Consider the following 625-nt stretch of genomic DNA (forward strand, 5'->3'; position numbering starts at 1 on the left):
GGGCGGCGGCGAGGTGCTCCCGTTCCACCCACTCGCGGTCGTACGACGTGATCTCGTCGTCCACCCAGGCGAACGGCCGCCCGGCCGCGTACTCCAGCACGTACTGCGTCTTCCACAGGGTCCCGCGAGGGGCCCATCCGTGTGTCTCGGGCCATGCGATGTACGGCAGCTCCGGCAGCCCGAGCAGCGGTCCTATCCATGTGTTGGCGTCGTCCTCCCAGGTGGTCGCCCAGACCAGCTCGTAGAGCCCGGTGAGCGCCAGCAGCTCCGTGCCGTGCCGTGGATCGAGGAGCACGGGAAGCGGACCGGGGTGCGTGCGTGCCCAGAGCGAGGGCCGCATCAGATGCCTCTCGTATCCGTACGGGGTCCCGGGCGAGGCCAACGCGACGTACGGATTGAGCGGGCCGTCGACGTCGATCAGCAGGAGCGGCTTCCGCGAGGGATTCATACAGGTGTTCCTTCCCGCCCTGACGGGCGTGAGTCCGGCCCCGGGCCAGACGTGATCCGGTGCAGTGATGTATTGAATGAGACGTTCGTGTCTCATTCGGGTTATGGTTGACTCATGACAGTCGATCGTGACCAGGTGCTGCGCACCGCCGCCGCGCTTCTCACCCGTAGGGCGACC

At 67.4% G+C, this 625-nt stretch carries 1 protein-coding gene; it reads right to left on the minus strand.

What is annotated here, in order from left to right:
* The coding region (locus BFF77_RS31495; protein ID WP_066956876.1) for a hypothetical protein at window positions 1-448 on the minus strand (448 nt) is incomplete at its 3' end.
* Between the last annotated feature and the right edge of the window lie 177 nt (window positions 449-625).

The organism is Streptomyces lushanensis (assembly GCF_001700515.1).
Taxonomy (GTDB): Bacteria; Actinomycetota; Actinomycetes; order Streptomycetales; family Streptomycetaceae; genus Streptomyces; species Streptomyces lushanensis.